Source organism: Corynebacterium sp. LaCa117, from assembly GCF_046717765.1.
Classification (GTDB): Bacteria; Actinomycetota; Actinomycetes; order Mycobacteriales; family Mycobacteriaceae; genus Corynebacterium; species Corynebacterium kefirresidentii.
The window spans coordinates 2,149,312-2,174,865 of the sequence record NZ_CP177102.1; the positions used below are offsets into that span (position 1 = coordinate 2,149,312).

Sequence of the window (25,554 nt, forward strand, 5' to 3'; positions counted from 1 at the left end):
GTGAGTGAGCACGCAGATGAGCCCCTAAACCTCGACACGGAAACGCTGCTGGACAAGGCCGTTGCTGCGTTGGGTGGCAGCCAGCGCGAAGGCCAGGTGCGCATGGCCACGGCCGTCGCGGCCGCGCTCGATAAGGAGCGCCACTTAGCAGTGCAGGCCGGTACCGGCACCGGTAAGTCGCTGGCCTACCTAGTCCCGGCTATCCGGCATGCAATGAACTCAGGGTCCACCGTCATCGTCTCCACCGCTACCCTGGCATTGCAGCGCCAGCTGGTGGAGCGCGATCTGCCCCGGCTCACGAAGGCCCTTGCCCCTGTTATGGAGCGCACTCCTACCTTCGCCATCATGAAGGGCCGCAATAACTACTTGTGCATGAATAAGATTGCGGCGACCCCGGATGACCCAGAAGCTCTTATCGACGAATCCGAGATCTCCCGCCGCGGCAAGGCCGTGCGCCGCATCCATGAGTGGGCGCAGGAAACCGAAACTGGTGACCGCGATGACCTCGATCCAGGTGTACCGGACCTGGTGTGGCGGGCGGTGTCGGTAACGTCCAACGAGTGTTTGGGGGCTTCGCGTTGCCCGCACGGGCCAGACTGTTTTGCGGAAGAAGCTCGCAGGGAGGCTGCCGACGTCGATATCGTTGTCACCAACCACGCCATGCTGGCCATCGACGCTATCTCTGAGGCAAATATTTTGCCAGAGCACGACGTGGCCATTATCGATGAGGCCCACGAGCTCGACGGCCGGATCACCTCCGTGTCCACCGCGGAGATTACTACCCGCGCCATCAAGATGGCCGCCAACCGCGCGAAGTCCTTAGGCAATGCCGGCAATCTTTCGGATCTAGCCGAGGAATTTGATGACCTGATGAAAATCCAGGAGCCCGGACGGTGGACCGACTTGGATGAAACTTCGCAGAGCCACCTGCGCGCGCTTGCCGAAGAGTTCCTGCGTGTTAAGTCCCTCGTTTCTCGCGCACCCGAAGGCGAAGCCACCGATGACCCAGAAAAGAACGCGGAGCGCCAGAACTTAAGCAACCACCTCTCCGACCTCGCGCAAGCCGTATCACGCATGCTGGAGGTCTTCGCCACCGATGACCCAGCCAAGCAGGACGACGTAGTCTGGCTCGAACGCGATCCGCGCAGCGACGCCGAAACCCTCGCCGTGGCACCCCTGTCCATCGCCCACATGCTGCGCGAGAACCTCTTTGGGGAACAAACTGTTGTGCTTACCTCGGCCACCCTCGCCCTCGGCGGCCGCTTTGATGCTATGGCCGCACAGTGGGGCATGCCGAGCGGCACCTATGACACCTTGGACGCGGGCACACCCTTCGACCCAGCCAAATCCGGCATTTTGTACACCGCCAAGCATCTGCCCGCTCCGGGCCGCGATGGGCTGTCTAAAGAATCGATCGAGGAGATCTATGAGCTCATCATGGCCGCCGGCGGGCGTACTCTCGGATTGTTTTCCTCCCGCCGGGCCGCGGAAGAAGCAGCCGCCGCGCTCAAGCCGCGTATCCCGTTTGACCTCTTCGTGCAGGGCGAAGATTCCATCGGTGCGCTAGTAGAGAAATTCTCGCTGAAGGAAAACTCCTGCCTCTTCGGAACGCTTACCCTATGGCAGGGAGTGGACGTGCCAGGGCCGGCGTGCTCGCTGGTCATCATCGACCGCATTCCATTCCCTCGCCCAGACGATCCCCTCATGCAGGCGCGCGCCCAAGCAGCCGATGCCGCCGGCCGCTCCGGGTTCATGGAGGTCTCCGCCAATCACGCCGCCTTGTTGATGGCGCAGGGAGCCGGCCGTCTGCTGCGCCACGTGACCGATCGCGGTGTGGTCGCCGTGCTTGATAACCGCCTGGAGTATAAGCGCTACGGCAGCTTCCTCAAGGCCTCCATGCCGCGCTTTTGGCAGACCACTGACGCGAGCACGGTCCGGGGTGCGCTTAAGCGATTGGTCGCCGCAGGGCGCACACGGTAGCCGAGTCTGGCGCAATTTCCGTAAAGCCGGCGTCAACGATGACCACGGCGCCGTCCTGTGCGCAGGCGGTGCGAAAATCCGTCGCGGAAACCTCGCGCACCGAAAGCCGAAAGTCAGTTTCTGCCCAGTCGCGCGCTTCATCCACCGACATCGCAGCGGCCAGCATCATCGAGCCGTGGCCTACCTGTGCCGCGACCTTGCCCGCAGACATGTCGAGGCTGCGGTCGACGTAGATAACGGGGGCATCGCTAAGCGGGGCTCCGGGTTCATCATAGGCAAGGTCGGTGTGGCCAATCTGCAGCTTGGCAATGAGAGGATCCACCTCTGCTACGGCCGAGGGCGCAAAAGCGCGGGCGCGGTCCGCTACGGTCACGCCGGGTAGGCTTTGCACATCGCGCCAAGCTTTATTGCGCGCGCGGCGGGCAATCTTGCGGATGCGGTGGCCATACCACTGGCCCAGTGCCTGAGCGAAGGCGCCGTCCTCGCCCGCACGCTCGTCGAGGCACACTGCCACTACGGCGCGTGCGGCCGCTTCTAGCACCGCCGTACGTGTCGGCGGCTCCTGCTTCGGCAGATTAAGCGCAATCTGCATAGCTTGAATCGTGGCCGGATCATCTGGGTTCTCAGGATCGTCGCGCCAGGAGCGTGAATCACAGGCTTCCACCAAACGCTGATGCGCTCTTTCGAACTTATCCATCAACAACCTCCTCGGCCGGAATACCCAAAATTTGCAGGACCTCATCCAACCGCCGATGGTTCACGGAGGTATCCGCTACTTCTTGCAGCGCCGGCTTAGCATTAAAGGCAATACCCAGCCCCGCGGCGGTAATCATATCGATGTCATTGGCGCCATCGCCTACCGCGACGGTCTGCTGCATACTCACCCCGGAATCCGCAGCGAACTCCCGGAGGAATTCCTCCTTCGCTTTGCGGTCAACCACCTTGCCGGTCACCCGGCCGGTAAGCTTTCCATCTACGATTTCCAACGTATTTGCGCGGACATAGTCCAATTCCATCTCCGCAGCCAGGCCCTCCAGAACTTCAATGAAGCCGCCGGAGACCACAGCGGTGCGGTAGCCAATGCGCTTCAACGTGGCGATGGTTTCCCGGGCGCCCGGAGTCAATTGAATCTCGCGGGCCACCTCATCAATAATGGCGGCATCCAGCCCCTCCAGCACGGCGACGCGCTCACGCAGGGAAGCCTCAAAGTCCAGCTCCCCGCGCATGGCCCGGGCCGTTACTGCGGCAACCTCATCTTCCTTTCCGGCATGAGCGGCCAGCATCTCTATGACCTCGCCTTGAATGAGGGTGCTATCGCAGTCGAAGCACACCAAACGCTTGGAACGCCGACCCAGGCCCGCGGGCTCAATGGCGATATCGATGCCGATCTGCTGCGCCAGCTCCGCTAATGCTTGGCGCACAGGTGCGGCGGAACCATCGAGAGATAGGAAGAGCTCCAGCCCGGTCAACGGAGAGGTCGAAAGCCCGCGGATGCGATCGATATTGGCATCGAAGTTGGCCAGTACGCGGGCAACTTCCTCCATGTGATGGGCGGTAACCTGCGTACCCATGAGGACCACCACATAGCTTGAGCGGGCTCGAGCGGTGGATTCTTCCTCCCGCAGGTCTATGGATACCTGCTGACCGTAAATGCTCAAGGTATTGCGCAGCCCCTGTGCAATTTGCTCGGCGCGCGCACCAGGAATGCGGGTATGGGCAGCGAGGGTAATGCGGCCGGAAAAGATGGCTTGTTCGACGTCGACAAGCGTAGCGTTATGGGACGCCAGAACGCGGAAAAAGGCCGCCGAGACCCCAGGCTTATCCGGCCCGCTGGTGGTGATGACTGCATTGGTATCAGCTTGAGTACTCACGCCGCCCATTATCGCACGTGGGGTACAGAAGATACGCCAGAGCCGCCTCCCATTACCCATTAAGGGCTGGGAGGCGGCTTAAGTCAGGAGTTTGTGCGAGTTACTTCGCTTTAGTGGCTACCCACGTGTGCTTCCTCGCGCATGCGCTGAACCATATGCGGGTAGTGCAGCTCGAAGGCCGGACGTTCGGAGCGGATACGCGGCAGGGACACGAAGTTGTGGCGCGGCGGTGGGCAGGAGGTTGCCCACTCGAGGGAGTTGCCGTAGCCCCATGGGTCATCCACGGTGACAATCTCGCCGTAGCGCCAGGACTTGAATACGTTCCAAATCAGCGGGATAACGGAGGCGCCGAGGACGAAGGAGAAGATGGTGGAAATCTGGTTGAAGACCGTGAAGCCATCAGACTCCAGGTAGTCAGCGTAACGACGCGGCATACCCATGTTGCCTACCCAGTGCTGAACCAGGAAGGTGCCGTGGAAGCCGATGAAGGTCAGCCAGAAGTGAATCTTACCCAAACGCTCATCCAGCATACGGCCGGTCATCTTCGGGAACCAGAAGTACAGACCCGCGAAGGCGGAGAACACAACGGTACCGAACAGGGTGTAGTGGAAGTGAGCAATCAAGAAGTAGGACTCAGCCAGGTGGAAGTCCAATGCCGGGGATGCCAGCATAACGCCGGTCATGCCGCCGAAGAGGAAGGTTGCCATGAAGCCCATAGCGAAGATCATCGGGGTATCCCAGGTGATGTGGCCCTTCCACATGGTGCCGACCCAGTTGAAGAACTTAACGCCGGTAGGCACCGCAATAAGGAACGTCATGAAGGAGAAGAACGGCAGCAGGATAGCGCCGGTAACGAACATGTGGTGAGCCCACACAGCCATGGACAGGGCGCCGATGGCCAGCAGTGCGAAGACCAGGCCGATGTAGCCGAAGACCGGCTTGCGGGAGAAGACCGGAACAACCTCAGAAACAACGCCGAAGAACGGCAGTGCGAGGACATAAACCTCAGGGTGGCCGAAGAACCAGAACAGGTGCTGCCACAGGATGCCGCCACCATTAGCGGAATCGTAGATGTGGCCGCCCAGCTTGCGGTCATACAGGACGCCCAGTGCTGCAGCGGTCAGCAGCGGGAAGATCATCAGCACGATGGCGGATGCGGTAAATACTGCCCAGCTGAATACCGGCAGGCGGAACATGGTCATGCCCGGTGCGCGCAAGGTCAGGATGGTCGTGATCATGTTGATAGCGGAGGCAATGGTACCGACACCGGTAGCGCCCACGCCGACGATCCACATATCGGCGCCAATGCCCGGGGTGTGGACACCATCAGCCAGCGGCATGTACATGGTCCAGCCGAAGTCAGCTGCACCACCTGGGGTGACGAAGCCCAGCAGCATCACGGTGCCGCCCAGCAGGGTAACCCAGAAGCCGAAGGCGTTCAGACGCGGGAAGGCCACGTCCGGCGCGCCAATTTGCAGCGGCAGGATGTAGTTACCAAAGCCCCACACAACTGGGGTTGCAAACAGCAACAGCATCACGGTGCCGTGCATGGTGAACAGCTGGTTGAACTGCTCATTAGACAAGAACTGGAGACCCGGGGTGAACAGCTCCGCGCGGATCAACAGTGCCATAAAGCCACCGAGGAAGAAGAAGCTGAAGGACATGATCAAGTACATGATGCCCAGCTGCTTGTGGTCGGTGGTGGTTAGAAATACCCAAGCCTTTGAACCGGTCTTCGCGTTACCGGTTGGCTCTGGACGTGTAGGGGCGACGTAATCGTCGACCCGTGGCGCCACAGCGGTCATAAAATCCTCCTGATTAACAAAGTGTCTGTGGGCAGGGCCCACCTACACCTAGGTTTACTCGCATTATATTAGGCCATTTTCCCCTGTTCTTTCCAGCTTCCCCCAATGATGAGCCGCACGACCACGCCTCGACACTAACCACATCTTTCACATAGGCCCTGCACGTGGCGCGGCCGCCAATTCCGGCACGGTTTTTCGGCCCCCCAATTACCGTGCTATATGTCACAGACGGGCTGAATTGTGCACCCCCAAAACGCGAAAACACACCCCCGCTCGTTATCAACCTTTCGGTTGAGTTGGAGCAGAAGGTGTGCCGCTAGACCACGCTGATCAGCGAGAATGCTTAGAAGTCCCAGTCATCGTCCGTGGTGTCCTCGGCCTTGCCAATGACGTAGGAGGAACCAGAGCCGGAGAAGAAGTCATGGTTCTCGTCGGCATTCGGCGACAACGAGGACAAAATGGCCGGAGAAACGCGGGTCTCATCGGATGGGAAGAGCCCCTCAAAGCCCAAGTTATTCAGTGCTTTATTGGCGTTATAGCGCAGGAAGCGCTTAACGTCCTCAGTCCAGCCCAGGTCATCGTAGAGATCCTCGGTGTAATCGATCTCGTTGTCATACAGGTCGTAGACCAAGTCGAAGGTGTATTCCTTCAGCTCCGCCTGGCGCTCCTCATCCAGCTGCTTATAGGCCTGCTGGAACTTGTAGCCAATGTAGTAGCCGTGCACGGCTTCATCGCGGATAATCAGGCGAATGATATCGGCGGTGTTGGTGAGCTTCGCGCGGGAAGAGAAGTACATCGGTAGATAGAAGCCGGAGTAGAACAAGAAGGACTCCAGCAAAGTGGAGGCCACCTTCTTCTTCAAAGGATCATCACCCTTGTAATAGGACAAGATGATCTTGGCCTTCTTCTGCAGCTTCTCGTTTTCTTCGGACCAGCGGAAGGCATCGTTGATCATGGGTGTGGACGCCAGGGTCATAAAGATATTGGAATAGGACTTGGCGTGCACAGACTCCATGAAGGCGATATTGGTGTACACCGCTTCCTCATGCAGGGTCTGGGAATCCGGGAGGAGGGAAATCGCACCGACGGTGCCCTGGATGGTATCCAGCAGCGTCAGGCCGGTGAAAACCCGCATGGTGGTTTCCTTTTCCTTCTCCGTCAGCGTCTTCCAGCTGGGAAGGTCATTGGAGACTGGGACCTTTTCTGGCAGCCAGAAATTACCGGTGAGGCGCTCCCATACCTCGAGGTCCTTTTCATCCGGGATGCTATTCCAGTTAATAGCCTTAACTGGCTTTTCATGACTAGAAACGTAGTCATCGTACTCGTGCGACACGCGGCGTCACTCCAATACTAAAAACGACAAATTCAGGTTCCCAGCATACCCAATTCGCCCGCCTTCCAAACCATTGTGCTGGATACCACTTACCTATACTGATCTCAGTTACTTCGGAGCATGCAAAGAAAGGATTTCCGCATGAGTGCCACCCCTCCCCTGCTGGGTTCCGTGGTGGATAGACTCGGCGCCGAGATCGTGGGCGGAGACATCGCCGAGGGCGAGCGGTTTCGTCTGGGGGACGTCGAAAAGCGCTTTGGCATCTCCCGCACCGTGGCTCGTGAAGCCATGCGCACGCTCGAACACCTCGGCATGGTCCGCTCTGGGCGTCGCGTGGGAATCACGGTGCTGCCGATGGATAGTTGGGCAGTATATGACCCGGCGATCATTGGTTGGCGGTTAAATAATGACAAAACCCGCGGGCAGCAAGTGGCACGCCTCAACGAGTTGCGGCTGGGAATTGAACCGGTGGCGGCCCGACTCGCAGCCGGCAATGCCAGCGCCCAGCAGCGGGCGGAACTCCTTCGCCTCGCCGCGCGTTTAGCCGAGCTAGAATCCACTCCTTCCCCGCGCGTGGGCGAGGAACTGGAAACCGATTTGCGCTTCCACACTTTAATTTTGCGGGCTTCCGGCAATGAGATGCTGGCCGCGCTCGCCCCTTCGCTAGTAGCCATGCTCAAGGGCAAGTCCGTCTTTGGTTCCCGCAAGCGCGATCCCATAGGCGGGACCACACAACTGCACATGGAGCTGGCCCGCGCCATTGATGCTGGGCTTGCCGACGCCGCCGAAAGCACTTCCCGCACCATCCTCGACCGCACCAGGGCAGAAAACGGTTAAACGCCTCGATGCACGTCCTTCCCCACGACGTGCATCGAGGCGTTCAACCTACGGTTTAGAGCATGCAGGATACGCAGCCCTCGACCTCGGTGCCCTCCAGCGCCATCTGGCGCAAGCGGATGTAATACAAGGTCTTAATCCCCTTGCGCCACGCATAAATCTGCGCACGGTTGACATCGCGGGTGGTTGCGGTGTCCTTGAAGAAGAGGGTGAGCGATAGACCTTGGTCCACGTACTTGGTGGCTACGGCATAGGTATCGACGATCTTCTCGAAGCCGATCTCATAAGAGTCCTTGAAGTACTCCAAGTTGTCATTATCCATGTGCGGCGCCGGGTAGTAGACGCGACCGATCTTGCCTTCCTTGCGGATCTCAATCTTGGAGGCAATCGGGTGGATGGATGAGGTGGAGTTATTGATATAGGAAATCGAGCCCGTCGGTGGCACTGCCTGCAGGTTGCGGTTATACAGTCCGTACTTGGCCACGTCCTGCTTCAACTCCTCCCAGTCCTGGGCGGACGGAGTGTGGATCGATGAGGACTCGAAAAGCTCCTGGACCTTCTTGGTCTTCGGCTTAAACTCTTCCGGATCATAGCGGTCGAAGAATTCGCCGGAGGCGTACTCGGACTGCGGGAACTCCTTAAAGTACTCGCCGCGCTCGCGGGCAATCTTATTAGAAGCACGCAATGCCGCATACAGCACGGCCGCGAAGTAGGCATTAGTGAAATCCAAGCCTTCTTCGGAGCCATACTCGATGTGCTCGCGGCCCAAGTAACCGTGGAGGTTCATCTGGCCCAAGCCGATAGCATGGGACTCGTCGTTTCCGCGGCGCACAGACGGCACGGAATCGATGGACGTCTTATCCGCCACAGCGGTCAGGCCACGGATGGCAGTCTCCACCGTAGTGGCGAAGTCCGGCGAATCCATGGTCATCGCGATATTCAGCGAGCCCAGGTTACAAGAGATATCGCTGCCCAGCTCCTGGTAGGTCAGATCCGCATTGAATTCGGAAGCGGAGTTAACCTGCAGGATCTCCGAGCACAGGTTGGACATGTTGATCCACGAAGTCTTTACCGGGTTAGCGCGGTTCACGGTGTCCTCGAACATGATGTACGGGTAGCCGGATTCGAATTGCAGCTCTGCCACGGTCTGGAAGAAGTGACGGGCGTTGATCTTCTTCTTACGGATGCGTGGGTCTTCCACCATCTCCTCATAGTGCTCAGTAACGGAGATGTCACCGAAGGCCTTGCCGTAGACGCGCTCTACGTCATACGGCGAGAAGAGGTACATATCGTCATTGCGCTTGGCCAGCTCGAAGGTGATATCCGGCACGACGATGCCCAGCGAGAGGGTCTTAATGCGGATCTTCTCGTCCGCGTTCTCACGCTTGGTATCCAGGAAGTCCATGATGTCTGGGTGGTGCGCATTGAGATAGACCGCACCAGCGCCCTGGCGGGCACCAAGCTGGTTGGCATAAGAGAAGGAATCCTCCAGCAGTTTCATTACCGGGATAACACCGGAAGACTGGTTCTCAATGTGCTTAATGGGCGCGCCGGATTCACGAATATTAGACAGCAGCAGGGCCACGCCGCCGCCACGCTTGGAAAGCTGCAGCGCGGAGTTGATGGAGCGTCCAATGGACTCCATATTGTCCTCGATGCGCAGCAGGAAGCAGGACACGAGCTCGCCACGCTGGGCCTTGCCGGCGTTGAGGAAGGTTGGGGTGGCCGGCTGGAAACGGCCGTTCATAATCTCGTCCACAAGGCGCTCTGCCAAGCCAGTATCACCGTCTGCCAAGAATAGGGCGGTCATGGAGACGCGATCCTCGAAGCGCTCGAGGTAGCGGCGACCATCAAAGGTCTTCAGCGTGTAGCTGGTGTAGTACTTATACGCGCCCAGGAAAGACTTGAAGCGGAACTTATAGGAATAAGCGCGCTTGAAAAGCTCCTTAATAAAGGAGAAGTCATACTGCTCGATGACTCGTGGGTCGTAGTACTTGTTATTAATCAGGTAATCGATCTTTTCTTCCAGATCATGGAAGTAGACCGTGTTTTGATTAACGTGCTGCAGGAAGAATTGGTTTGCGGCCTCGCGGTCTTTATCAAACTGAATCTTGCCGTTTGCGTCGTAGAGATTCAGCATCGCGTTGAGAGCGTGGTAGTCCAACTGCTCTTCCGGCTTTACTGGCTCGGCGACGGTCTTCCCCAATTGCGTACTCACAGCTGACAAGGCCTTTCTTAAAAATCAGGATCTTTATTTAAGTCGTGGTGGGTGCTAGGCCGCGGCCTCGAGCCCAAGCTCGGCGGCGTTAGCCATTAAGCCTTCACGACAAATTTTTATATCGTCATCGTTTCCCAGCAACTCGAAACGATATACATAGGGCACTTTACATTTGGCGCTGATGACATCACCAGCCTTGCCAAAGTCGGCGCCAAAATTGCTATTACCACCCGCGATTACCGCGCGAATGAAACTGCGGTTGTGCTCATCATTAAGGAACTTAATTACCTGTGAGGGCACGGGACGGGAATTTTGGTGGCTAATGGACGCGCCCCCGCCATAGGTGGGGCACACCAAGACATAAGGTTCGTTGACCTTGAGGGGCTCCTCCGTGCGGCGCAGCGGAATGCGCGCGCTGGGAAAGCCCAGTTTTTGCACGAACCGGTGCGTATTTTCCGTTGCGGAGGAAAAATACACGACCAACATCGCTACTGGCCTCCCCTACCCCTTAGGCGGATGCCGCTAGGGAAGCCAAGCCCTTGATACGGTCTGGGCGGAATCCAGACCAGTGTTCACCGTTGGCCTCAACTACTGGGGCCTGAACGTAACCCAATGCCATTACGTAGTCGCGAGCCTCGTCGTCGGCAGAGATATCAACTAGGTTGTACTCGAGTCCGGCACGATCGAGGGCCTTCTTGGTGGCGTTGCACTGGACGCACGCTGGCTTGGTGTAAACGGTGATAGACATATAGATCCTTAAAGCTCCTGCATTGAAAACTCGTCAGAACGGGGAGCGTTTTCCCGCTCATTCGGGCGCTTCCTGCGCCGCTCTGAACAACATCAACGACACTATACTTTGGGGGAAATACCCGCAACCAACACAATATGTAGTAGTTACAGGCATGGTATTCCCAGGATGGCACACCCCCAGGCCCCACATGTTGACTACACCCAAGGACAGCCATGAAACTACATCAATGAGATTCCTGCGGGTTTACCTGGAATTCACCGTTTTGTGTGTCAAAGTTCACATTTAGGTGCCGTGTCCCGCTTTAGGAACCGACCGTCGATAACTCCCCGGAGACACAGGTCGACGGCTGCGGCCCCTCCCCCGGGGCGCGCTTCAGGCCAAAAATGACCTGGCTCAGCGCCGTGCGGTCAGTCGGCAGCTTATCGTGCCGAGGAGCCACGCCGCAGACCTCACCAAGGTTGAGGTTTACCACATCGGCGCCGTCAACGGCCGCCAGCTGCGAAGAGCTATTCGGAGTTACCGTCTTATCCGCCGGCGAGTAGATGGAAGTGTAGAGCACGCCTGGCGCGGTGTCCGGCAGCGCATTGAGCCTTTGCATAAATTCCGAACCCACCACCTGTTGGATGCCGGCCGTGCTGGCCAAGAAGGCGGCGAGGCGGGGTGCGAAGGCGATGAATTTGGCCAGACCTTCGCCCTGCCCACCCAGCGTGGTGCCGTGGAAGTTGCCGCCTAGAGCCACAGCCCGAGCGACGTGCTCAGCCCCGCCGTACATTTGGGTATAGGTCTTAATATGGGTACCGCCCTGGGAATGGCCTACCAAGTCCACTTTCTCTGCGCCGGTTACCGCTCGGACATAGTCCACGTGCCGCGCTATTTCCTCGGCCGCATCATCCAAATCTGAAATGGCCTTCGTTGAGGGAGAGGCATTCTGCAAAGAAACATCATCCGCTCCATAATCAAAGGCCCATACGCACGCGCCCTGATCCTTCAACATCGGAATCAAGCTTTTCCACACACCCGCATTGTTATAGGTGCCATGCAGTAGCACCACCGGCTCAACAATCTGGCCAGAAGGCACACAGGAAGGGTCATTGATCCCAAAGGACTCTGGAACAGAGGATTCCCACTCCGACTGAGAGGCATTAGCAATAGGGGCGGATAGCCCAAGGGCTGCAGCAGCAAGCACAGCAACAATTCGCCGGGACATTATTCTTCTTTCTCACGACACATAACGGCGATTTGATTATATTCATACATGTCTCTTTATTCCCCGTGGCCCTGGAGAAAATTAGGCTTAAGGGACATTTCGTGTGGATAACCCGATGCGGATTCCTGGGGCAGCCTTGGGCGATGCCGCGATCTTGTTTTTGATTTGGTTCCAACAGCCTGATCGGTGAAATTAACACCAGGCAGTCCTAGGTCTGTGGTAAGAAAGCTGCTACTGATGCGGTAAAGCCAGTTTCTATGGCTAATAGGAACCGGCCGTCGTGTGACATGTGCGGCCACGGACTGGTTAAGAACGGCAAGACAGCTGCAGGAACCCAACGCTGGCTGTGCCCGCAGTGCCAAGCATCGTCGATTAATACTCGCGCGCACACCAGCGAGATTCGGCACTTTAACATCTTTATCGACTGGATCCTGTCCGGCGAATCCGCAGACCATCTCACCACACGTCTCGGGGTAACACGGCGCACTTTAACCCGGTGGTTCACACTGCTGTGGTTTATCACCGTGCCAACAGCAACAGATCCGCATCGCGTGTATGACCAAGTCTTTATCGACGGCACCTACTTTCACAAGAAATGCCTGCTTGTAGCCTGCACCCAAACACACGTCATCGCCTGGCATTGGTGCTTGCGCGAAAGCTCGTATGAGTACCTGAAACTGCTCGACAAAATCGCGCAACCACTCGTTGTCACCACCGACGGGGCAGGTGGAGCCTTAAAAGCACTACGGGCTAAATGGCCCGATGTGACCATTCAGCGGTGTCTTGTTCACGTCCAGCGCAACACCTTCGCCGACATCAGTCGCAATCCGATTCATCCAGCACATAAAGCAATCCGGAAACTGGGCTACATGCTCGTTACGGTACACAGTCCCGACGATGCTGCACGGTTTACCACTGCAGTCCACCACACTCGCATCACCTTTGCTGATTGGCTTAAAGAGCGAACCTATCGCAGCACCATACCGCCAGGCCAAGTACCCAAATGGGTCAGCCCTAACCAGAAATGGTGGTACACCCACCGCAACGCCCGCAGGGCCCTCAAACGGTTAGAAAAACTCATCCACGCAAAACAACTATTTGTCTTTCTTACCCCGCCTGATGGTGTCACCCAAGACTTAAAAGCCACCACGAACCTGCTGGAAGGCGGCATCAACAAACAACTTAAAGACTTAGCAGGCAATCATCGTGGCATGTTCGATGAGCATCAGCGCATCACCATGGACTGGTGGCTTTTCACCCACACCGAAGACCCTGTACCGCCACTGGATATAGCCAAGCAACAAGACTTCGGACGCCAAGGAGAAAAAGCCGCACGCGCAGCCTGGGCGAAAGAAGAACTTAAACGACACGGCCACCCAGACGGGCGACCAGCCACATACGACACCCACATCGACAGCGAATGGAACCCCAGCTTAGGCATAAGAAAAGGCTGGGCCGGACGCGCCTAAATCCACACGAAATGTCCCTTAACGCGACACGCCGCAAATCCACACGAAATGTCCCTTAAGCCGAAAATTATCCCTTGTGCCATAATTCACCCATAAAAAAATCCGCCCCACTCCGGATAGCCGGAGGGAGCGGATGGAATCGCGAATCAATTAGCCCTGACGAGCCTTGAAACGGGGATCCTTCTTGTTGATCACGAAGACCTTACCGTGGCGGCGAATAACCTGGGCGCCCGGCTTCTTCTTCAGCGACCGAAGGGACTTACGGACCTTCATCGGGCGCTCCTTTCGTTATGCGCAATCTACATGCGGTTGAATAAGTAAAGCACGGACTGGGAATCCCCAGCCATGACACGAGGAAAAATTTTACCTCACACGGCCGTCAATACCAAAACACTAAGGCTTGACGACTGCGGACTCGCGCTCGTAGCGCGACTTCATCTCCTCGCCTACCTCATCCAGGCTACGTCCCATTGTCTCTGGAACCAAAATGCGGGTATAGGCAATGGCGATGAGACCAAAGACTCCAAAGACCATAAACGCCACCGGGCCAGTCAGCCACTCCACTAGCGGCAAGAAGTACTGCGCCACGGCCCAGTTGGTGGCCCACAACGATAGCCCCGCAATGCCCATGCCTAGACCACGTACCTGCAGCGGTACTAGCTCGGAGATAAGCAGCCATGTCGTGGGTGAGACCGCCGCCTGTTGGAAGGCGATAAACAGCGCCATAAATACCAAAGACACCATGGCCATAGCGGTGGAATCCTGGGCGTGGGAATAGGCGAAGGAAAGAATGAATAGCGAGACCACGTTGCCGGTCAGGCCGATAAGCAATAGGCGCTTGCGCCCAATGCGGTCTACTACTTTCAGGCCAACCCAGCAGGCGAGCACGGATACCGTGCCGATAACGATGGAGGTGTAGACCGAATTGGCCGTAGAAATCCCCACCTGATTCATCATGGTCGGCGCGAAGTACACGATGGCGTTCACACCGGTAATTTGCTGCGTTAGCCCCATCAGCATGGCCAGCAGCACCGTAATCTGCATCCACCGGTTGGCGGTAAGCTCCTTCCACTCAGACCCGCTGGACTTGCGCGCGGTCTCCTGCGAAGTCAGCTCCGAGATATCCATTCCAGCGCGCCCGGCAATTTCTTGGGCACGAGCCATCTTGTCGTTCGTCGCTAGCCATACCGGCGTCTCTGGCAGAAACACCATTCCGAGCGCCAACGCTAGTCCTGGCACGGCGGCCAAGCCCAGCATCCACTCCCAGCTGCCAGTAGAGGCCAGCGCGGAGTTGACCAGGTAGGCCATCAACTGCCCCACCACAATCGCGAGGGTATTGAGCGAAACCATGCGCCCGCGCACCTTGGCAGGCACGATCTCCGCGATGTACATGGGGGACACGATGGAGACTGCACCCACGGCAAAGCCCAAAAAGGTGCGCGCCGTTGCCAGCATTCCCACCGAGCCGGAAAGCGCACACCAGATGGAACCCAACACGAAAATAATGCCGCCTGCAATCAGCGTGAAGCGGCGCCCATACCTATCGGCGATGCGCCCGGCCGTCAGCGCCCCTACTGCAGCCCCCACGAGCAGCATCGAGGTCACCCAGCCCTCTTGGTGCGCGCTCATGTCGAATGCGGGGCTAATAAAAAGCAAGGCACCGGACATCACTCCGGTGTCGTATCCAAAAAGCAGCCCGCCTAGGGCCGCTATGCCAGCTACTACCTTGACATAAACTTCCTTATTCACAGCACAATATTGTGTCAGGCGGCTACCATGAACGTCATGTCGAACGATGCCGAAAACCTGCAGCAAACCATCATAAAAGCCCTGGGTGTGCGCCCCTTTATCGATCCAGAAGCCGAAGTCCAGCGGCGCGTGGATTTCTTGGTTGACTACCTGCGCACCACCGGCGCTAAAGGCTACGTGCTGGGTATCTCTGGCGGCCAGGATTCCACCTTGGCGGGAAAGCTCGCGCAATTGGCGGTGGACCGCGTCGACGGCGCGGAGTTTTGGGCCGTGCGCCTGCCTCACGGCGTGCAGGCCGATGAGGACGATGCCCAAATTGCCCTGGATTTTATCCAGCCCGATCACCGCCCCACCGTCAATATCAAGCCGGCCACCCTGGCCCTCGACGAGCAGGTGGCGGATGCTATGCAGCTTGCCGACGTCACCGATTTCAACCGCGGCAATACTAAGGCCCGCCTGCGCATGACCGCCCAGTACGCCATCGCCGGCGAGGTCGGCGCCCTCGTCATCGGCACCGATCATGCGGCGGAAAACGTCACCGCTTTCTTCACTAAGTGGGGCGATGGCGCGGCAGACCTCCTCCCCTTGGCCGGACTCAATAAACGCCAGGGCGCCGCCCTCCTAGAGCACCTCGGCGCCCCGCGCTCTACCTGGGAGAAGGTCCCCACCGCGGACTTGGAAGACGATAAGCCCCAGCTTCCCGACGAAGAAGCCCTCGGCATCACCTACGCCCACATCGATGACTACCTGGAGGGCAAGGCGGTTCCCGACGCCGCCCGCGAACGCATCGAAACCTTATGGCGCCGCGGCGCTCATAAACGCATCATGCCGCAGGGGCCAAACCTTTAGGCCAGTGCCTCCAAGGTTGCGGCAGCCGCACGCTCCAGCGGCCGGTTATAGCTAGCGCCGTGCGTAAGCGCATGCACCGCTAGTGGATGCAGCTGATGCATAGGAATCCACTTCTCGATATCCTTCGGCGCACCATAGCCCTGGAAAATTTCTTCTAGGTATGGTGCCCCGAAAAGGGCCAGCATTCCCAAATCCGTATGCGGATGCCCGCCGTGGGCAGCGGGGTCAATCATGATGCCGCCATCGGAACCAAAGAGCAGGTTTCCCGCCCACAGGTCTCCGTGGATGCGAGCCGGCGCCACATCCCAACTGCGCGCGGCGATGGCATCGCAAGCTCGCCTTACCAAATCCAACTGCGCCGAACTAATCCCAGCCAGTTCCGCAAACGGCAGCACGCGCTGCTCGACGTAGAACTCACCCCAGTTATCCGTCGGGATGCAGTCTTGCTCGATGCTGCCGATGAAGTTCTTTCCCTCCCATCCGGCAGGAGGTGCGCCAAACGCTTCGGCTCCTGCGCGGTGCATGCGAGCCAACTCCGCACCAAACTTCCGAGCCGCCTCCGGCGTGGGCATGACCTCGTCCACGCGCTCGGTAACGATCTCTAGCCCGTCGGCGCTTACTACGTTGACCACCGCGTCGGTAGCTTCCCCAAGCCACCGCAATCCTGCCGCCTCGGCGCCAGCTTGATCTGTGTCGCGTACTCGCTTTGAAAAAGTCTGCATGGCGCCCAGCCTAATCCGGCAAGGAAATTTTAAAGCGCTCCGCGCTCCCGCGTGGGCAAACACATCATGAATAGAAGCGCTAGCTCACCGAACACGGGGATAAACCCGATCAAGCATAAGAACCCCGTTCTCCCAGAATCGTGCAACCGCCGGAAAATTAAGGAAACGACCGGCATAGCAAGAAATCCTTTTACAACAGGCTTGATATTCACGCCATAATGCTGATCGATGGCGTTAATGGGCACTGAAATCAACACTAGAAAGCCAAATACCCACCAGAACTCACTCACAGACGCTCGGCCCAGGAAGTTGAAGTATCGAATAAAGAACCTGCCCACTGCCTGCGCAGGAGACGCCCCGTAGAGCGCATCGCGTGTAAAGAACCCCGTGGATTCGTAAGTCATAACGCGCGGGCCCCTTCGACGTTGACTGCATATACTCGGCTGCGAACCATGCTACCCACTTCCCATAAAGGATGAGCAATGCAATCAGACGTCATCATCATCGGCGGAGGTTTTGCCGGCACCGCCGCTGCCATCACTTTGGCCCGCGCTAACCGGAATGTTCAGTTAATCGATTCCGGCACTCCCCGCAATCGCTTCAGCGAACATTCCCACGGCATCCTCGGTCTCGATGGCGTGGCTCCCACCGAGCTTCTCGAACGCGGCCACGCGGAATTGCAGAAATTTGGTGGAAATATTTCCCACGCCACGGTGGAAAGCCTCTCCCGGCCTTCCGAGCAAGCCCCGTGGCAAGTGAGACTCACCGATGGCACGCTTTTAGAATCCCGCCATGTCCTCGTTGCTACTGGTCTCACAGACAAGCTCCCTGAGGTCCCTGGTCTTAGTGATTTATGGGGAACGCGCATCTTTCACTGCCCTTATTGCCACGGCCATGAAGTCAAAGGGAAGAAGGTTGCGCTCATTGGCGGCGCGAATCCGCCTTTTACTATCCGCATTAGCAAACTGCTTTCCAAGTGGACGAGTGCTCTGACCTTCTACTCCAACGGCCTTGAGCTCACCGATCTTGACCTCACTCAGCTCGCCGGATTGGGCGTAGAGATAAACGATGCAAAAGTGACACAAGTCCAACCGGATCAGGCATCACCTACCAGCGTAGAAATACATAGCGCCGATGGAGTAAGCATCTACGAAGCATGCTTTACTGGGCCCGATTTTCTGCCCAACGATGCACTGCTACGGGACGCTGGTTGCGAATCGGCCAATGGCTGGGTCAGAGCAGAACGTGGCCAAACCTCAATATCGCGCCTATGGGCAGCCGGCAATGTAGTCAGCTCGCCGGATCAGGTCTCCCAGGCGATGGGTAGCGGCGCCGCCGTAGGCATTGCTATCGACCAGTGCATGCTTGATGAGGACTTAGCAAAACTATAGGCACCCAAGACAGGGATATGCGACAGAAAGTGTGTCTGTGAGGGTGGGGTCCACGCAGGTAAAGAGGTAAAACTGGGGCGTTTATAATCCTCACAGCGATATAAACGCCTAGGCAACGGTCAATCCACGATCCAATGCGGAGTCTGTGGTAGGCGTGCGTGTTGTCTTAGGGGATGAAGAAAAACAGACCACGTTGCCCTGTGTGCACTGGGGCAATGAAGAAAAACGGCACCACGACCAAAGGCACAACTCGATGGCGTTGCACCTCACCGACGTGCGGGGCATCCACGACAAAGACCCGTCCAGACCGTCAACTATCCGCAGATTTCAACACCTTCATCGACTGCATCTGCGGCGGCGCCTCAGTAACGCACGTCGCTGCTAGCCACAACATCAGCCGGCGCAGTGTGGAACGACGATTCCACACCTTCTGGTTCATCGACATCCCTCACCACATAGACAGCTTCCGCATCTACGACCAGATTTTTATAGACGGAACCTACACCGGATCCGGGTGCCTTCTGATTGCAGCCACACGCTTTCACGTCCTGAACTGGGTATGGGCCACACACGAAACCGCACAGGCCTACCAGCAACTACTTCAACCACTCCAGCCACCACTGATGGTGGTCCTCGATGGTGGTACTGGCGCCTACAGTGCGATCTGCCAACTGTGGCCACAAACGACCATCCAGCGCTGCCTTGTCCATGCCCAACGCGTCGTACGCAGGCATGTCACCTCCCGGCCACGCACCGAGGCGGGCAAAGCAATCTACGTACTTGCCTGCGACCTCACCCATGTCGATAGTCTCGACAAAGCAGCGCAATGGACAGCTAAGCTGCAACAATTCCATGACGTATATCGCCGCTGGATGGATGAAAAGACCTTCAACATCTACACCGGCAAACGAGAATTTACCCATATCCGCGTCAGACGAGCCTTCAACAGCTTGTCACTGAGGTTACCCTCGTTTAGTGGACACCCTATTTGTACGGATCCTGTGTCCGTAGGAGAGGATGTTCATTGTGAGTCAACAGCGCAAGAAGTACACGCCGGAGTACCGGCGTGAAGCCGCGAACCTTGTAATCGAGTCAGAGCGCCCGATCGCTCATGTGGCTAAGGAGATTGGCGTCTCCGCCGGGCTTTTAGGCCGGTGGGTCAAACTCGAGCGTGAACGCCGAGGGGCCTCGGATGGGATGAGTGAGGCGGATCTTCGTGCTGAGAATGCTCGTCTGCGCCGTGAGTTGGCGGAAGCCAAGATGGATAATGAGTTTTTGTCAAAAGCGACAGCCTTCTTCGCCGCGAAGCAACGCGAGCAGAAAAGTTCGAATTGATGCAGCAGGAGAAGGCAAACTACAGCATCAAACGCATGGCACGGCTATTAAAAGTGTCTCGGTCTGGATACTACAAATGGGCTGATACGCAGCAGAAGCGACTATCTGGCGAAAATGATCGTGCTGCATTTTACGATGGCGTTGACCGCAAGATTCATCAGATCTGGAAAGACTCCGATGAGGTTTATGGTGCTCCCCGGATCACCGCAGAACTTACCGAGCGCTACCAGATCACCCTGAATCGCAAGACTGTGGCTAAGCGGATGCGCATGATGGGCATTGAAGGGATTTCACCGCGTGCCTTTGTCCCGGTGACAACGATTCAATCCAAGCGTAAGTCAGCTCTTCCTGACCTGGTCAAGCGCATGTTTGATACTGGTGAGCTCAACCGAGTGTGGATGTCGGATATTACCTACCTACGCACCAGCGAGGGATGGTTGTACTTGTGTGCGGTCCGCGACGGCCATTCCCGCAGGGTGCTGGGATGGGCAATGGATAGCGTTCAAGATACATGCCTGGTCGAACGGGCCCTGCGGATGGCACATACACTGCGCGGTGACGTTCCTAATGGGCTGGTGTTCCACGCTGACCGCGGAACGCAATTTACCAGCGAGAAGCTCTGGGAAGTCTGCCATAACCTGGGCATTGCTCAGTCTGTGGGGCGTACTGGTGTGTGCTTTGATAACGCGATGGCTGAGTCGTTCTGGTCGACGCTTAAAACCGAGTTCTACGACCGCAAGCGTTGGCCAACCCGTGATGCCGCGCGCAAGGCCGTTGCCTACTGGATGGAAGTCGTTTACAACCGTCGGCGCCGGCACTCTGCACTAGGGATGGTCAGCCCCGTCGACTTCGAAAACCACATTGGTCTAACCACCAGTAGAAAAGAAATAGCTGCCTAAGCACTAGGTAGCCCCACTACGTGTCCACGATTTGCGGGCAACCCCATCACATCTATCGCGCCAGCAATGGCTTTTCGCGTTCCTACAACCCCCAGGACCCCCAGCCAATCCCACCTACACATGGGCCGCTACAACAAACCATCTAGAAGGCGCCATCAACGCCCAACTGAAACTACTTGCACGCCTTCACCGCGGAAGAACAGGAGAACGACAACGACGAATGCTGGAATGGTGGCTCTACCTTCACACCGAAGACCCTATACCACCAGCACAAATAGCTAAAGAACAAAACTGGGGACGTGACGCACTCGCCAAAGTCCACGCCACGCCCCACAACGAGAACAAAGCCGACCACGAAACAGGACGACCAGCCCTCTACGACAACGCTATCCCAGACTCATACGAACACAACCTAGGGATACAAAAAGGATGGGCCGGCGCCTAACCCCGACACGGGGCAACACAAAAAGACACACTTTTTGTCGCATATCCCCCAAGACAAACAAAAAGGGAGAGGAACTAATGTTCCTCTCCCTTATATTGTGGAGCTAACGGGATTCGAACCCGTGACCCCCACACTGCCAGTGTGGTGCGCTACCAGCTGCGCCATAGCCCCTCAAACGAGGTGCAACCCTGTGGGCTGCAACTCGCTTAAATATACATGGAGGGTATTTAACTCTCCAAATCGCCTGCTACTGAGTGACGATTTCTACCCAATCGCCCAGGTTCTTGCCGGCCTTTTGGTCCTTTTCGGATGGAACATCCTTGCCATTTTGAACAATACGCGGCGAGGAGACAGAGCCGGTTTCTTTATCCAGCTTGTCGTAGTTGGTCTTCGCCACCTTATTGCCCTGCTTGATGTCTACGTCCTTCATGGACTCAACAACGTCGTCTTCCGCGCCAAGCTCCTTGGCTTGGTTAGCAATGTCTTCGATGCCCCACTTATTAGCAACACTTTGCTGGTTTTGCATGAGGAAGTCACGCAAATTCCAATAGGTTTTGATGTCGCCGGACTTTGCCAACTCCGACATAGCGGCTGCCGCCTTTGTGGAGTAGCCTTCCTGGCCTTCAATATCCTTGCCATCCAGGAAGTTGAGGGTGCGCACATGAACGATCAGCTTGCCCTCTTCAATAGCCTTCTTCATGTCACCGTCGGTAGCCTGAGCCAATTCAGCACAGTGCGGGCAAGAGTAATCTTCGTACAGATCTACCTTAGGGGTATCGTCCGTAGCGCTCTCGCCCTTCAACGTGATAGCACCATCATTGAACTCCATAGTCATATTGACGTCTTCGACGCCATCATCAGACTGCTTGCCATTCCACACGATATAGCCGATAACAACGGCAATGATGACGAGAAGTACACCGACTCCCCAGATAAAACCGTTGCCACCCTTAGCGTTCGGGTCAGTTACTTTGCTCATTTGAACCTTGCCTTTACAAATTCTCGGACCAATACAGCCTACCTTGCCCACCTATTAGGGGTGAAGGGCAAACTTAGTGAAAGGGCGTTTAATAGTCCAAACAGTGAGGAATAGATACGCGGCATCGCGCAATAGCGTCTTCGCATAATCCATTCCGCGGTCAGGATTTTGGGCGTCATAGCCAAAGCAGCCGCAGTCAATATCTAGCCCGCGGGCCCAGGCCTGCGCGATACCCACCATAAACAGCAGCAACACGATGGTTGCCACGATGGAGGACCTCCGCAGAAACAGCCCGAGTAGCAAGAGCACGCCACCAATAACTTCCAATGGGCCAATGACCGTCGCCAGATAGAGAGCCCAATCAGGCGTAAAAATGTCATAGCCTTTGATGGCTTGGGTCATGTCCAGAGTTTTGCCGAGCTTGTGCACGCCGGCCTCAATCCACACCCAGGCCATGCCAAAGCGGGCGATGAAGCTGATGATATCGAGCACCAGCTTCCCTTTATTCTTGCTACTCACGAGGATGAGTTTAGCGTTAAACCTCTAATACATGGGTAACAACTGCCTGTGCTTCTGCTTGTACCTTTCTGAGATGCTCCTCACCCAGGAAAGACTCCGCATAGATTTTGTACTTATCTTCCGTACCAGAAGGGCGGGCAGCGAACCACGCATTCTTAGTCGACACCTTCAGACCGCCGATGGCGGCACCGTTGCCGGGAGCCTCGGTTAATTTGGCCACGATCTCCTCCCCTGCCAGCTCCGTAGCGCTAACTTTTTCGGGAGAGAGCTTCTTCAGGATGGCCTTTTGCTCGCGGTTGGCTGGGGCGTCGGTACGGGCATAGGCTGGGGCACCGAATTCTTCCGCCAGCTCTGCATAGCGCTGGGACGGGCTCTTGCCCGTTACCGCGGTGATCTCCGCGGCAAGCAGATCCATAATGATGCCATCCTTATCGGTAGCCCACACGGAGCCATCGAAGCGCAGGAAGGAAGCACCGGCCGATTCTTCGCCACCAAACCCAATGGTGCCTTCAACCAACCCCGGCACAAACCACTTGAAGCCGACGGGAACCTCCACCAGCTCCCGGTCAAGGCTTTCCACCACGCGGTCAATCATGGAGGAGGACACCAAAGTCTTTCCCACACCGGCATTCCCCCACTGCGGACGGTGACTAAAGAGGTACTCAATAGCCACGGCAAGGTAATGATTGGGGTTCATCAAGCCCGCATCGGGAGTGACAATGCCATGGCGATCCGCATCGGCGTCATTGCCGGTGGCAAGGTCGAAGCTTGAGCGGGCGTCGATAAGCGAGGCCATGGCATCCGGCGAGGAACAATCCATGCGGATCTTGCCGTCCGTATCCAAGGTCATAAAGCGGAAGGTGGAGTCCACCTCAGGGTTGACCACGGTCATATTCAGCCCGTAGTAATCCGCAATGGCCTGCCAGTAGTCCACCGAGGCACCTCCCATGGGGTCGGCGCCGATACGCAAGCCAGAATCCTTGATGGCCTGCATATCCACCACATTCTTTAGGTCAGAAACGTAAGAGTGCACGTAATCATGCTTGATGCAGCGCTCATCCAGCACGCCGTGAACCGAGGTCCGCTTGACCCCCTCCAGCCCGGCGCGCAAGTAGTCGTTGGCGCGGCCTGCAATCCAATCGGTTGCCTGCGCATCGGCCGGGCCGCCGGTTGGCGGGTTGTACTTGAAGCCACCATCGCGCGGAGGGTTATGAGACGGGGTAATCACAATGCCGTCGGTACCGGGATTGGTCAAAATTGCGTGGGATACCGCCGGGGTCGGGGTATAGCGGCCACGATCATCGACGCGAACCTCCAGCCCATTGGCCAGCAGCACCTCGAGGGCGGAGACCATGGCGGGCTCGGATAGCGCATGGGTATCGCGGCCGATAAAAATTGCCCCGGTAACGCCTTGCTCCGCGCGATAGTCCACAATGGCTTGGGTGATCGCCAGGATATGCGCCTCATTGAAAGCGCAGTCGAGTGCGGAACCGCGATGCCCAGAGGTGCCAAAGGAGACCTGCTGATCCGGGTTCTCCGCGTCCGGGGTGCGGGTGTAGTAGGCGGTAACCAGTTCCGCGATATCGATGAGGTCCGATGGTTGTGCCAGGGTGCCGGCGCGCTCGTGGGCCATGGCGTACTCCTTGGGGGTTGGGGTCCGTATAGCTATAGCTTGCCTTCTCCCCAGTGATTGCGCAGGACGGATAGTCCCCCGGCTGGGGGTATGGGTAAATTTACTCCATTTCTATAGTTCGCTAGATTTGCAGAATGGACTCGCTTAATTCCATTCTCTCCGCCATCAGCACCGTGGTATGGGGACCATTCATCCTCATTCCACTCCTGTTGGGCACGGGCCTGTGGCTGACAATCCGTTTGGGTGGCCTCCAGTTCCGGACGCTAGGGCGTGCGACGCGCCACGTCTTTGCCACAGACTCTGATGATGAGTCCACCGAAGGAGATATTTCCAATTATCAGGCGCTGACCACCGCCCTTGCCGCGACCGTAGGCGTGGGAAATATCGTGGGCGTGGCCACCGCGCTGTCTATTGGTGGCCCCGGCGCGCTGGTATGGATCTGGATTACGGGCCTAGTGGGCATGGCATCCAAATACACCGAGGCATACCTGGGTGTGCGCTTTCGCACCACCGACTCCAAGGGCGAGATGTCCGGCGGCCCGCAGCAATATCTCAAGCGCGGCATCCCCGGCCCTCTTGGAACCGTGCTAGCTGTCTTCTTTGCCATCTTCGCAATCTGCGCCTCTTTTGGCATCGGCAACCTTGCGCAAGCCAATGCCGTGGCCACCAATATGGAATCGACCTTCGGCATCGCCCCGGCGGCCACCGGTGCCATCCTTTTTGTCTTGGTAGGCTCCGTTCTCCTTGGTGGCATCCAGGCCATCGGCCGCATCACCGCGGCTTTCGTGCCTTTAATGATCATCGTTTATGTTCTTGGCGGGCTGTACGTGATTTTCTCCCATGCCGCAGAGCTCCCCGCCGCCTTTGCCATGATTTTCAGCGATGCCTTCACCGGCACGGCCGCCGGCGGCGGCTTCGTGGGTTCTACCTTCATGATGGCTATTCAATACGGCGTCGCCCGCGGCATCTTCTCTAATGAGTCCGGCATGGGCTCCGCCGCCATCGCCGCGGCGGCCGCCAAAACCCCGCACCCGGCGCGCCAGGGGCTAGTCTCCATGACGCAGACCTTCATTGACACCATCATTGTGGTCACCATCACCGGCTTGGTCATCGTGGTCGGCGGCACCTGGGACATGGGCCGAGACGAAGCCGGAATCATGACAGCTGAGGCCTTCTCTCGTGTACTGCCCGGAGACTGGGGCGGCACCATCGTTTCGCTCTCCATTATTTTCTTCGCCTTTTCCACCATCATGGCCTGGGCTTATTATGGCGAGCGTTCCTTGGAATCCCTGTGCGGCCGCAAGGCCTCCATCCCCTACCGCATGTTCTTTGCCTGCCTGCTTTTTGTCGGTTCCGTCTCAGAGCTCGAGCTTGCCTGGACCTTCTCCGACCTGGCCAATGGCCTCATCGCCATTCCGAACCTCATTGGGCTGCTTCTCCTTTCCGGCCTAGTAGCCCGCGAGACTAAGGCGTACCTAGCCTTTGATCCCAAGCTCAACAAACCGGTAGATGAGGTGCGCGCGTTCGTAGAGTCCCAGGGAATGGACTGGAAGTAACATAGG

22 protein-coding genes, 1 tRNA gene and 2 pseudogenes are annotated in these 25,554 nt (G+C 57.4%); 9 read left to right on the plus strand and 16 right to left on the minus strand.

Features of this window, described 5'->3' with window-relative positions:
- Positions 1 to 1,980, plus strand: a complete 1,980-nt coding sequence (locus tag ACLI1L_RS10485) for an ATP-dependent DNA helicase (protein WP_411707510.1) — start codon at positions 1 to 3, stop codon at positions 1,978 to 1,980.
- On the opposite strand, the gene ACLI1L_RS10490 is transcribed toward ACLI1L_RS10485, so the two are convergent.
- The 4 genes from ACLI1L_RS10490 to nrdF form a co-directional block, all read right to left on the minus strand.
- Positions 1,946 to 2,677, minus strand: a complete 732-nt coding sequence (locus ACLI1L_RS10490; protein WP_394286722.1) for an aminoacyl-tRNA hydrolase — start codon at positions 2,675 to 2,677, stop codon at positions 1,946 to 1,948. The genes ACLI1L_RS10485 and ACLI1L_RS10490 overlap by 35 nt on opposite strands.
- Complete coding sequence (serB, locus tag ACLI1L_RS10495; RefSeq protein ID WP_411707511.1) at positions 2,670 to 3,860, minus strand: phosphoserine phosphatase SerB; 1,191 nt, start codon at positions 3,858 to 3,860, stop codon at positions 2,670 to 2,672. Before serB ends, ACLI1L_RS10490 begins: the two co-directional genes overlap by 8 nt.
- A gap of 101 nt (positions 3,861 to 3,961) precedes the next feature.
- The gene (gene ctaD, locus ACLI1L_RS10500) at positions 3,962 to 5,656 is read right to left on the minus strand and encodes a cytochrome c oxidase subunit I (protein WP_023020855.1); all 1,695 of its coding nucleotides are present in this window, start codon (positions 5,654 to 5,656) and stop codon (positions 3,962 to 3,964) included.
- Between the two features lie 343 nt (positions 5,657 to 5,999).
- The gene (nrdF, locus tag ACLI1L_RS10505; RefSeq protein ID WP_086588428.1) at positions 6,000 to 6,989 is read right to left on the minus strand and encodes a class 1b ribonucleoside-diphosphate reductase subunit beta; all 990 of its coding nucleotides are present in this window, start codon (positions 6,987 to 6,989) and stop codon (positions 6,000 to 6,002) included.
- Positions 6,990 to 7,130: 141 nt separating this feature from the next.
- Here nrdF and ACLI1L_RS10510 point away from each other — a divergent pair, with 141 nt between their 5' ends.
- Positions 7,131 to 7,826 carry a FadR/GntR family transcriptional regulator gene (locus tag ACLI1L_RS10510; RefSeq protein ID WP_086588427.1) on the plus strand — a complete coding sequence of 232 codons (696 nt, stop codon included), beginning with the start codon at positions 7,131 to 7,133 and terminating at the stop codon, positions 7,824 to 7,826.
- A 55-nt stretch (positions 7,827 to 7,881) separates the two neighbouring features.
- Here ACLI1L_RS10510 and nrdE read toward each other — a convergent pair whose 3' ends face one another.
- The 4 genes from nrdE to ACLI1L_RS10530 form a co-directional block, all read right to left on the minus strand.
- A complete protein-coding gene (gene nrdE, locus ACLI1L_RS10515; RefSeq protein ID WP_086588426.1) occupies positions 7,882 to 10,044 on the minus strand; it encodes a class 1b ribonucleoside-diphosphate reductase subunit alpha in 2,163 nt (720 codons plus the stop codon).
- A 54-nt stretch (positions 10,045 to 10,098) separates the two neighbouring features.
- Positions 10,099 to 10,530: a class Ib ribonucleoside-diphosphate reductase assembly flavoprotein NrdI gene (gene nrdI, locus ACLI1L_RS10520; RefSeq protein ID WP_023020851.1), complete on the minus strand. Its 432-nt coding sequence runs from the start codon at positions 10,528 to 10,530 to the stop codon at positions 10,099 to 10,101.
- Between the two features lie 22 nt (positions 10,531 to 10,552).
- Positions 10,553 to 10,792 carry a glutaredoxin-like protein NrdH gene (gene nrdH / locus ACLI1L_RS10525; RefSeq protein ID WP_086588425.1) on the minus strand — a complete coding sequence of 80 codons (240 nt, stop codon included), beginning with the start codon at positions 10,790 to 10,792 and terminating at the stop codon, positions 10,553 to 10,555.
- Positions 10,793 to 11,096: 304 nt separating this feature from the next.
- Positions 11,097 to 12,002: an esterase/lipase family protein gene (locus ACLI1L_RS10530; protein ID WP_394286179.1), complete on the minus strand. Its 906-nt coding sequence runs from the start codon at positions 12,000 to 12,002 to the stop codon at positions 11,097 to 11,099.
- A 257-nt stretch (positions 12,003 to 12,259) separates the two neighbouring features.
- On the opposite strand from ACLI1L_RS10530, the gene ACLI1L_RS10535 reads away from it, so the two are divergent.
- Positions 12,260 to 13,471, plus strand: coding sequence for an IS1249 family transposase (locus ACLI1L_RS10535; protein ID WP_411707357.1), 1,212 nt, complete (start codon positions 12,260 to 12,262; stop codon positions 13,469 to 13,471).
- A gap of 150 nt (positions 13,472 to 13,621) precedes the next feature.
- Here ACLI1L_RS10535 and ykgO read toward each other — a convergent pair whose 3' ends face one another.
- On the minus strand, positions 13,622 to 13,744 hold the full coding sequence (ykgO, locus tag ACLI1L_RS10540; RefSeq protein ID WP_003847162.1) for a type B 50S ribosomal protein L36: 123 nt from the start codon (positions 13,742 to 13,744) through the stop codon (positions 13,622 to 13,624).
- Positions 13,745 to 13,864: 120 nt separating this feature from the next.
- Positions 13,865 to 15,220 (minus strand): sugar porter family MFS transporter, encoded by a 1,356-nt coding sequence (locus ACLI1L_RS10545; protein ID WP_411707512.1) that lies wholly within the window; start codon positions 15,218 to 15,220, stop codon positions 13,865 to 13,867.
- A gap of 27 nt (positions 15,221 to 15,247) precedes the next feature.
- Here ACLI1L_RS10545 and nadE point away from each other — a divergent pair, with 27 nt between their 5' ends.
- Positions 15,248 to 16,069, plus strand: a complete 822-nt coding sequence (gene nadE, locus ACLI1L_RS10550) for an ammonia-dependent NAD(+) synthetase (protein ID WP_086588422.1) — start codon at positions 15,248 to 15,250, stop codon at positions 16,067 to 16,069.
- On the opposite strand, the gene ACLI1L_RS10555 is transcribed toward nadE, so the two are convergent.
- Both ACLI1L_RS10555 and ACLI1L_RS10560 read right to left on the minus strand, forming a co-directional pair.
- Positions 16,066 to 16,791, minus strand: a complete 726-nt coding sequence (locus tag ACLI1L_RS10555; RefSeq protein WP_086588421.1) for a fructosamine kinase family protein — start codon at positions 16,789 to 16,791, stop codon at positions 16,066 to 16,068. The two genes, nadE and ACLI1L_RS10555, sit on opposite strands and share 4 nt — an antisense overlap.
- 29 nt (positions 16,792 to 16,820) lie before the next feature.
- Entirely contained in the window at positions 16,821 to 17,195 is a 375-nt protein-coding gene (locus ACLI1L_RS10560; protein WP_244169538.1) for a DUF805 domain-containing protein, read from the minus strand.
- A gap of 78 nt (positions 17,196 to 17,273) precedes the next feature.
- Here ACLI1L_RS10560 and ACLI1L_RS10565 point away from each other — a divergent pair, with 78 nt between their 5' ends.
- From ACLI1L_RS10565 to ACLI1L_RS10580, 4 genes and pseudogenes are all read left to right on the plus strand, one after another.
- Positions 17,274 to 18,182 (plus strand): NAD(P)/FAD-dependent oxidoreductase, encoded by a 909-nt coding sequence (locus ACLI1L_RS10565; RefSeq protein WP_086588420.1) that lies wholly within the window; start codon positions 17,274 to 17,276, stop codon positions 18,180 to 18,182.
- A gap of 173 nt (positions 18,183 to 18,355) precedes the next feature.
- Positions 18,356 to 19,135, plus strand: a pseudogene (locus tag ACLI1L_RS10570) (IS1249 family transposase); the annotation flags it as partial.
- Positions 19,136 to 19,199: 64 nt separating this feature from the next.
- A protein-coding gene (locus tag ACLI1L_RS10575; protein WP_101679514.1) for an IS3 family transposase occupies positions 19,200 to 20,416 on the plus strand; the annotation gives its coding sequence in 2 pieces (ribosomal slippage) (positions 19,200 to 19,461 and positions 19,461 to 20,416; 1,218 coding nt in all).
- A 46-nt stretch (positions 20,417 to 20,462) separates the two neighbouring features.
- A pseudogene (locus ACLI1L_RS10580) lies at positions 20,463 to 20,861 on the plus strand (IS256 family transposase); the annotation flags it as partial.
- A gap of 98 nt (positions 20,862 to 20,959) precedes the next feature.
- On the opposite strand, the gene ACLI1L_RS10585 reads toward ACLI1L_RS10580, so the two are convergent.
- The 4 genes from ACLI1L_RS10585 to pgm form a co-directional block, all read right to left on the minus strand.
- A tRNA-Ala gene (locus tag ACLI1L_RS10585) sits at positions 20,960 to 21,032 on the minus strand.
- A gap of 76 nt (positions 21,033 to 21,108) precedes the next feature.
- Positions 21,109 to 21,840 (minus strand): DsbA family protein, encoded by a 732-nt coding sequence (locus ACLI1L_RS10590; protein ID WP_248099389.1) that lies wholly within the window; start codon positions 21,838 to 21,840, stop codon positions 21,109 to 21,111.
- 54 nt (positions 21,841 to 21,894) lie between these two features.
- A complete protein-coding gene (locus tag ACLI1L_RS10595) occupies positions 21,895 to 22,359 on the minus strand; it encodes a MauE/DoxX family redox-associated membrane protein (RefSeq protein WP_086588418.1) in 465 nt (154 codons plus the stop codon).
- 16 nt (positions 22,360 to 22,375) lie between these two features.
- Entirely contained in the window at positions 22,376 to 23,992 is a 1,617-nt protein-coding gene (pgm, locus tag ACLI1L_RS10600) for a phosphoglucomutase (alpha-D-glucose-1,6-bisphosphate-dependent) (RefSeq protein ID WP_411707513.1), read from the minus strand.
- A gap of 134 nt (positions 23,993 to 24,126) precedes the next feature.
- Here pgm and ACLI1L_RS10605 point away from each other — a divergent pair, with 134 nt between their 5' ends.
- A complete protein-coding gene (locus tag ACLI1L_RS10605; RefSeq protein WP_411707514.1) occupies positions 24,127 to 25,548 on the plus strand; it encodes an alanine/glycine:cation symporter family protein in 1,422 nt (473 codons plus the stop codon).
- Positions 25,549 to 25,554 lie beyond the last annotated feature (6 nt).

Bases quoted from the DNA above. Each gene is read 5' to 3' on its own strand.
- ACLI1L_RS10490 (WP_394286722.1), bottom strand. From the start codon at position 2,677: ATGGATAAGTTCGAAAGAGCGCATCAGCGTTTGGTGGAAGCCTGTGAT.
- serB (WP_411707511.1), bottom strand. From the start codon at position 3,860: ATGGGCGGCGTGAGTACTCAAGCTGATACCAATGCAGTCATCACCACC.
- ctaD (WP_023020855.1), bottom strand. From the start codon at position 5,656: ATGACCGCTGTGGCGCCACGGGTCGACGATTACGTCGCCCCTACACGT.
- ACLI1L_RS10510 (WP_086588427.1), top strand. From the start codon at position 7,131: ATGAGTGCCACCCCTCCCCTGCTGGGTTCCGTGGTGGATAGACTCGGC.
- nrdI (WP_023020851.1), bottom strand. From the start codon at position 10,530: ATGTTGGTCGTGTATTTTTCCTCCGCAACGGAAAATACGCACCGGTTC.
- nrdH (WP_086588425.1), bottom strand. From the start codon at position 10,792: ATGTCTATCACCGTTTACACCAAGCCAGCGTGCGTCCAGTGCAACGCC.
- ACLI1L_RS10530 (WP_394286179.1), bottom strand. From the start codon at position 12,002: ATGTCCCGGCGAATTGTTGCTGTGCTTGCTGCTGCAGCCCTTGGGCTA.
- ACLI1L_RS10535 (WP_411707357.1), top strand. From the start codon at position 12,260: ATGGCTAATAGGAACCGGCCGTCGTGTGACATGTGCGGCCACGGACTG.
- ykgO (WP_003847162.1), bottom strand. From the start codon at position 13,744: ATGAAGGTCCGTAAGTCCCTTCGGTCGCTGAAGAAGAAGCCGGGCGCC.
- nadE (WP_086588422.1), top strand. From the start codon at position 15,248: ATGAACGTCATGTCGAACGATGCCGAAAACCTGCAGCAAACCATCATA.
- ACLI1L_RS10555 (WP_086588421.1), bottom strand. From the start codon at position 16,791: ATGCAGACTTTTTCAAAGCGAGTACGCGACACAGATCAAGCTGGCGCC.
- ACLI1L_RS10560 (WP_244169538.1), bottom strand. From the start codon at position 17,195: ATGACTTACGAATCCACGGGGTTCTTTACACGCGATGCGCTCTACGGG.
- ACLI1L_RS10565 (WP_086588420.1), top strand. From the start codon at position 17,274: ATGCAATCAGACGTCATCATCATCGGCGGAGGTTTTGCCGGCACCGCC.
- ACLI1L_RS10590 (WP_248099389.1), bottom strand. From the start codon at position 21,840: ATGAGCAAAGTAACTGACCCGAACGCTAAGGGTGGCAACGGTTTTATC.
- pgm (WP_411707513.1), bottom strand. From the start codon at position 23,992: ATGGCCCACGAGCGCGCCGGCACCCTGGCACAACCATCGGACCTCATC.
- ACLI1L_RS10605 (WP_411707514.1), top strand. From the start codon at position 24,127: ATGGACTCGCTTAATTCCATTCTCTCCGCCATCAGCACCGTGGTATGG.